Origin of the sequence: uncultured Granulicatella sp. (assembly GCF_963515095.1) — a bacterium.
GTDB lineage: Bacteria > Bacillota > Bacilli > Lactobacillales > Aerococcaceae > Granulicatella.
The window spans coordinates 1-6,788 of sequence record NZ_CAUPXD010000048.1 but is presented as its reverse complement, the minus strand read 5'-3'; the positions used below and the strand labels follow the sequence as shown (position 1 = coordinate 6,788).

The 6,788-nt window shown below is 32.7% G+C and carries 5 protein-coding genes and 1 pseudogene; all 6 read left to right on the top strand.

From position 1 onward, the window contains the following. Positions 1–496 (top strand): annotated as a pseudogene (locus tag RWL86_RS08065) (choline-binding protein A); the annotation flags it as partial. A 235-nt stretch (positions 497–731) separates the two neighbouring features. Further along, entirely contained in the window at positions 732–1,331 is a 600-nt protein-coding gene (locus RWL86_RS08060) for a hypothetical protein (protein ID WP_314078687.1), read from the top strand. 73 nt (positions 1,332–1,404) lie between these two features. Beyond that, entirely contained in the window at positions 1,405–2,466 is a 1,062-nt protein-coding gene (locus RWL86_RS08055) for a PTS sugar transporter subunit IIC (protein WP_314078686.1), read from the top strand. A gap of 15 nt (positions 2,467–2,481) precedes the next feature. Continuing rightward, positions 2,482–3,411 (top strand): 2-dehydropantoate 2-reductase, encoded by a 930-nt coding sequence (locus tag RWL86_RS08050; RefSeq protein ID WP_314078683.1) that lies wholly within the window; start codon positions 2,482–2,484, stop codon positions 3,409–3,411. A 481-nt stretch (positions 3,412–3,892) separates the two neighbouring features. Next, positions 3,893–4,660, top strand: coding sequence for an ABC transporter ATP-binding protein (locus RWL86_RS08045; RefSeq protein WP_314078682.1), 768 nt, complete (start codon positions 3,893–3,895; stop codon positions 4,658–4,660). Next, entirely contained in the window at positions 4,653–6,638 is a 1,986-nt protein-coding gene (locus RWL86_RS08040; protein WP_314078679.1) for an ABC transporter permease, read from the top strand. The genes RWL86_RS08045 and RWL86_RS08040 overlap by 8 nt, the downstream gene beginning before the upstream one ends. Positions 6,639–6,788: the final 150 nt, after the last annotated feature.

The following is a 6,788-nucleotide window of genomic DNA, read 5'->3' as shown; positions in this document are numbered from 1 at the left end:
TACGGTAACACCAAGAACAACTTATCTTTATGTGACTAGCAAAGAAGACAAGACGTTACCAAATAGTGTGGTAGAGGGCTGGAGTAAAAAAGATGGTCATTGGTTATATCAGCTTGAAGATGGTTCTCACATTGTAAATGAATGGAAGCAAATAAATGGAACATGGTATTATTTTGATAATTCAGGAGTAATGCAAACTGGATGGGTAAAAGATAAAGGAACATGGTATTATTTTGATAATTCAGGAGTAATGCAAACTGGATGGGTAAAAGATAAAGGAACATGGTACTACTTGAACGATTCAGGAGCAATGCAAACTGGATGGGTGAAAGAAAATGGAATATGGTACTATTTGAATCAATCAGGATCGATGGAAACAGGATGGTTCACGGTATCAGATAAATGGTATTATGCGAATGAATCAGGTGCTTTAGCAATTAATACAACTACACCAGATGGGTATACTGTTAACGCTGATGGTGAGTGGGTAGAATAAAAAGAGTTTTATACACTCATTTGCCGTAAATTGAACCATTCAAAAAACTTGTAAATAAGAAATAGCTCTCCGAATTATCATTAAGGAGAGCTGTTTTTTTTAGGTTGTTTGACAAATCCTTAATAGTAGTATTAGGACGGCAGTAGCCTCGCCAAGCGAGTCGCTTGCTCATGCTACTATAGGAAGTCTTTTCTTATTTAAACGGATAAATATAAGGTTGAGGTAAGGAGTTTTTATGCATAAAAAAGAACTATCCGATAAATCGGCATTTTTATGGACTTTGTTTGGAATTACGATGTTATTGTTTGTTTTTCAGCAGTTGGGAAATCAAGTGCAATGGTATTTAAATATGGCTGGGTTATTATTAGCAAATGAAATTTTTGGGTTTTTAGTTTCTGATAAAGATAGTGTAAAAGTTTTTTCGATTTCAAAACAGATGTATTGGTGGGTCTGTTTAGTGATTATTGGATTTGTTGTTTCAATTATGATGCTATCTAATAGACTAGCAATTTTAGTGTTTGAAAATGCTACTGAATTAGATTTATATCATTTGCTGTCCTTGCTCTTAATCGTATTAAGCAGTTCTCAACTTTATTATGGATTGATTTATCCCAAAATAATAGATTCTTATACTAATGAATGGATTCGAAAGGATATTACAAGAGATATTAAAATTGGTATAAACTCTTTCCTTCATTCCCTTCCAATGGTTATTTTTATTATTGGAATTAGTATATTATTTCATTTTAGTGAGTTCTATCCGACCTTGTGGCAATCTGTCTTGTGTTATATGTGTATATCGAGTGCAATTTTCATCATGAAAATATCGTACTAAATATTGAAAATATTACTTTGTTTTCAAAAAGAATATGATATAATGAGTCCATTGAAAAGAAAGGAGAATGAATATGGATACAAATAAAACTTATTCAGCAAAAGAGTTTACAATGACCGTATTAAATGCATTAGCATTAGGGGTAGTTGTAACTTTAATTCCGGGTGCGATTTTAGGTGAATTAACAAAAGCGTTATTACCAGTATTTCCACAAGGACAATTAATTATTCAAGCGACTCAAGTGGCTAATACTATGATGGGTGCTATTATTGGTTTAATGGTAGGACATTTCTTTAAATTTACGCCGATTCAATCAGGAGCCATTGCTTTAGCAACTGTTTTTGCAGGTGGTGCACCGGGCTTTAATCCAGATGTTAAAGGTGTGGTGTTCTCTGGTACTGGAGATATTATTACAATGGGTGTAACGGCAGCAGTAGCAGCTGCATTTATTTTATGGATTGGAGATAAAGCAAGAGCTTATTCGATTATTGTGATTCCAACGGTTACATTAGTCGTTATTGGTGGGATTGGAAGACTTTCTCAGCCATATATTGTTAAAATTACAGCATTAATTGGTCAAGGTGTGGAATTCTTATTAACCTTACAACCAATTATTATGTGTATGCTAATTGCGATGACATTCTGTATTTTAATTGTATCACCATTTACAACTGTAGGAATTGGCTTAGCAATTGGACTGTCAGGTATTGGTTCTGGTGCAGCAAACTTAGGAATTTGTGCGGCAGGTTTTGGTTTAGCAGTTGCAGGATTAAAAGTTAATTCAGTAGGAACTTGTATTGCACACTTTATTGGCTCTCCGAAAATGTCAATGGCAAATGTGATTGCAAAACCTAAAATTTTATTACCAATGTTATGTTCTTCAGCATTATTAGGTATTTTAGCAGCAGTATTTTCTATTCAAGGAACTCCTGCAAGTGCAGGGTTTGGATTTAGTGGATTAGTAGGACCTATTTATGCTTTAAACTTAATGGAAAATGGATGGACAGTAGGAAATATTTTATTAGTAGCAGTCATTTTCGTAGTTGCACCAATTATTTTTAACATTTTCTTTATCCATGTATTCGAAAAAGTGGTACAATGGATTCAACCGGAAGATTATAAATTAACGGTATAATAAGGAGGAATTATAATGAAAATTGCAATTGCAGGTGCGGGAGCAATGGGATGTCGCTTTGGTTATATGTTAACAAAAGCAGGACAAGAAGTTGTTTTAATTGATGAATGGCCAGCTCATATTGAAGCGATTCGTACAAATGGGTTACAAGTAGTAGATGGAGATACAACAGATACATTACAAATCCCTATCTATAGACCTGAAGAAGTTCATGAAGAAGTAGATGTCGTTATTGCATTTACAAAATCAATGAAATTAGGAGAAATGCTTGAAAAAATCAAACCAATTATTCATGAAGATACAAAAGTAGTCTGCTTATTAAATGGTTTAGGTCATGAATATACAATGGAAAAATATGTACCACGTAAAAACATTATTATGGGTGTAACGATTTGGACAGCGGGAATTAATGCTCCAGGTGTGGCTCGTTTAGGTGGAACAGGTACTGTTGAAATTCAAGCAGTTGAAGAAGCAAGCGGTCGTGCTATTGCAGAAGAATTAGTCGCTGTTATGAATCAAGCGGGATTAAATGCTAGTTACAGTGAAGATGTTTTATTCTCAATTTGGAGAAAAGCATGTGTTAACGGAACAATGAATGCGACTTGTGCAATTTTAGATGCGAATATTGGGGAAGTATTCGATACTACTACAGCAGAAGCAGTTGTTGAACAAATTATTCATGAGTTTGTTTCAGTTGCTCATCATGAAGGTGTGAAAATTGATGCAGCAGAAATGAAAAATTATGTTTATACAGCATCAAATAAAGTACGTGCACATTACCCTTCAATGCATCAAGATTTAATGCAAAATCATCGTTTTACAGAAGTAGATTACTTAAATGGTTTTGTTGCAAAACGTGGAAAAGAATATGGAATTCCAACTCCATATTGTGCTTTGATTACGCAATTAATTCATGCGAAAGAACAAATTTTAAAAGTTCAATAAACGGATGGAATGAGTAAGGCGGGACGAAAGTCTCGTCTTTTTTTGTGCTTAAATGAATAACCCACCTAACAGTTCAGACCGTAGTCTAAAAGGTTAGGTGGGCAGTCCTTGATGGCAGAGTTTCTGGCATAAGTGTATGATGGTTGATATTTTTAGAATAGCTCTGCCAATCAAAGGAAAGATTAACGAAAAGAATGAAATTCTTTCCGGAAATCACAACAATAAAAAAGGAAAAATAAGTAAAATGATTATTCTTAATTAATCATTTTATTATATTGTTTAAGTAATGAATTATCACTACTTTTACATTTATATTATACGATTTTTATTTCTTATTTGAAAGTAAAAATATCTAAAATTAATAAAAAATTCTTTCTTACAAAAATGTAAGAAACAAAAGGAAAATGATAGCTAAAATATAGGAATACATTGTTTTTATTTGATAGAATAAATACAAATCAAAGAGAAAGTAGGAATTGAAATGACATTATTAGATGTAAAACAAGTACAAAAAATTTACCATACAAGATTTGGAGCGATGCAAGTAGAAGCATTAAAAGATATTACTTTTAGTGTTGAAAAAGGAGAATATGTTGCCATTATGGGTGAATCAGGTTCTGGTAAAACAACGCTACTAAATATTTTAGCAACATTAGATCGTCCAACAAAAGGGCAAGTATTATTGAATCAATTAGATATTCAAAATATTCCAGACAAAACATTAGCAGCATTTCGTCGTGATCATTTAGGATTTGTCTTCCAAGATTTCAATTTATTAGAAACATTGTCTGTGAAAGATAATATGTTACTTCCATTAGTACTAGCGAAGAAAACTGTTCAAGAAATGGAGAAAAAAGTAAAACCTGTTGCTACGATGTTAGGGATTGAAAAATTACTAGAAAAATATCCTTATGAATTATCCGGGGGGCAACAACAAAGAGTAGCCATTGGACGTGCAATGATGGCTGACCCTAGTATCTTACTAGCAGATGAACCGACAGGGGCATTAGATTCAAAATCTTCAAGTAATATTTTAGATGTGTTTGATACTTTAAATGAAAATGGTCAAACAATTTTAATGGTAACGCATAGTACATTAGCCGCTAGTCGAGCTAAACGAGTGTTATTTATTAAAGATGGAATCTTGTATCATCAATTATTTAAAGGCGAACGTACAGATGAAGAAATGTTTGAAGCAATTTCTGATACGTTAACAGTAATGGCTAATCGAGGTGAAAGTCATGTTTAAATTAATTAGTTCATTAGCAGTATCCAATTTAAAGAAAAATCGAACACTTTATATTCCGTTTTCGATTGCTACTATTACGATGATGGTGATTACGTATATTTTAATGGCGCTATCTTCGAATAAAACAATATTACAAAGTAATGGTGGAAACACGGTAGTCATGGCATTAGGGTTTGGTGTTGTGATTATGTTATTGGTTTCTACCTTAACGATGATTTATGCGAATGGCTTTGTAATGAAAAATCGTTCAAAAGAATTTGGATTATATAGCATTTTAGGATTGGGTCGCTCACAAATTCAATTGTTACAAGTTGTTGAAATGGTGTTGTTCGCAGTGATAAACCTTATTGTAGGTCTGGTATTAGGTGTATTGTTCAATCGATTAGCATTTGCCTTATTATTGAAAGCAATGCGATTTACTGTTCCTATTTCATATGAATTCCAATTTGCATCAGTCATTATGATTGGAATTTTATTTAGTGGAATTTTTATATTTTTAATGATTTTAAATGCGATTAAAATTAGAGTGAGTCGTCCATTAGAATTATTGCGTGAGAAGAAATCGGGAGAAAAAAAAGGGCGTTTCTTAAGTATTCGTGCGCTAATTGGGGTAGTGATTTTAGGGTCTGCTTATTATATTTCTCAATCAATTGAAAGTCCGATTAAAGCGTTAGGTTGGTTCTTTGTTGCAGTTATTTTAGTAGTCATCGCAACTTATATTTTATTTGATGCTGGTAGTATTGCACTGTTACGTTTCTTGAAAAATCGTAAAACTTTCTACTATCGCCCAATTAACTTCATCTCAGTTTCTAACTTAATTTTTAGAATGAGAAAAAATGCGATGGGCTTGGCAAGTATTTGTATTTTATCAACAATGGTTCTTGTAACTCTTGGAACGACTGGTTCACTACAATTTGGTGCACAGGAAGTCATTAATCGAACAAGTCCAACGGATTTTTCTTTTAGAAATATGTTTCGTAATCCTGAAGAAACAGTAGAATATTCAAAAGAGGCGAAACAATTAGCGGCAGGAACTGCTTCGAAAGTCACAGATTTCTATGAATATTCGTATATTTTAACAGGGGGAAATCAAGAAGGAAATGTATTAGATACAAACGTTAAAAAACTAGGTGCTCTTCCAGAATCAATGGTCGTTCTTGTATCCGTGGAAGATTATAATCGTAATGCTGGAGAAAATATCACTGTTAAACCTGGAGAAATGGTGATAGGAGAACAATATACTGAAAAAACAAAACCTAGCTTTACTCAAGTAGCAGTTGGAGAAAATACTTTTTCAATTGGACAAGTCATTGAAGTGAATAAGTTTGCTGCAGGATTAATTGTAAATCCGAATATAACAAATCATTCTTATATTGGACTTTTAAATGAAGAAGATATGGCAAAAGTTGTTCCATATTACAGTAAAGATAACGATGCAGGATATCGTGCTTATACAAGACATTATATTGCATTATGGAATACTTCTAGTCAAACAGATGATGAGAAGAAAAAAGAACTAGAAGCGTATCAACAATCTGATATTGCTGGAGGAGTCGATGGGAAAATTGAAATTGCTCAATTACTATTCCAATTTTATGGTTCTCTATTATTCTTAGGAATCTTATTAGCGATTGCCTTTTCAGTAGGAGCGGTCTTAGTCATTTATTACAAACAAGTTTCTGAAGGATATGAAGACCGTGAACGTTATGTTATCTTAAAGAAGATTGGTATTGATCAACCAATGATTCATCAATCGATTAATCGTCAAGTATTAATTGTATTCTTCTTACCATTATTGACAGCATTCTTACACACTGCATTATCGTATAATATGGTGAGCAAAATCGTCTTCATCTTTGGAATTAAGGGAAGTATTATTGCCTTAACGATGTTAGCAGTAGCTGTAGTATTTATGATTGCTTACTTCTTAGTTTACAAAATTACTTCAAGAGAATACTTCAAAATTATAAATCGATAGTAAAAAGAAACGTCTTTAGTGAAAAGCTAGAGACGTTTTTTATTGCGTATTTTCTTCGGAGATTATGCGAAAAAGTTCGTATAAAAAATATTTTTTGCTGAATTGTAAAATGAAGTGCAACAAAAAGACATAACTATCTGATATACTTAA

What these genes read in the sequence shown, in the direction of transcription:
- RWL86_RS08050 (WP_314078683.1), top strand. Translation starts at nt 2,482, where the DNA reads ATGAAAATTGCAATTGCAGGTGCGGGAGCAATGGGATGTCGCTTTGGT.
- RWL86_RS08060 (WP_314078687.1), top strand. Translation starts at nt 732, where the DNA reads ATGCATAAAAAAGAACTATCCGATAAATCGGCATTTTTATGGACTTTG.
- RWL86_RS08045 (WP_314078682.1), top strand. Translation starts at nt 3,893, where the DNA reads ATGACATTATTAGATGTAAAACAAGTACAAAAAATTTACCATACAAGA.
- RWL86_RS08040 (WP_314078679.1), top strand. Translation starts at nt 4,653, where the DNA reads ATGTTTAAATTAATTAGTTCATTAGCAGTATCCAATTTAAAGAAAAAT.
- RWL86_RS08055 (WP_314078686.1), top strand. Translation starts at nt 1,405, where the DNA reads ATGGATACAAATAAAACTTATTCAGCAAAAGAGTTTACAATGACCGTA.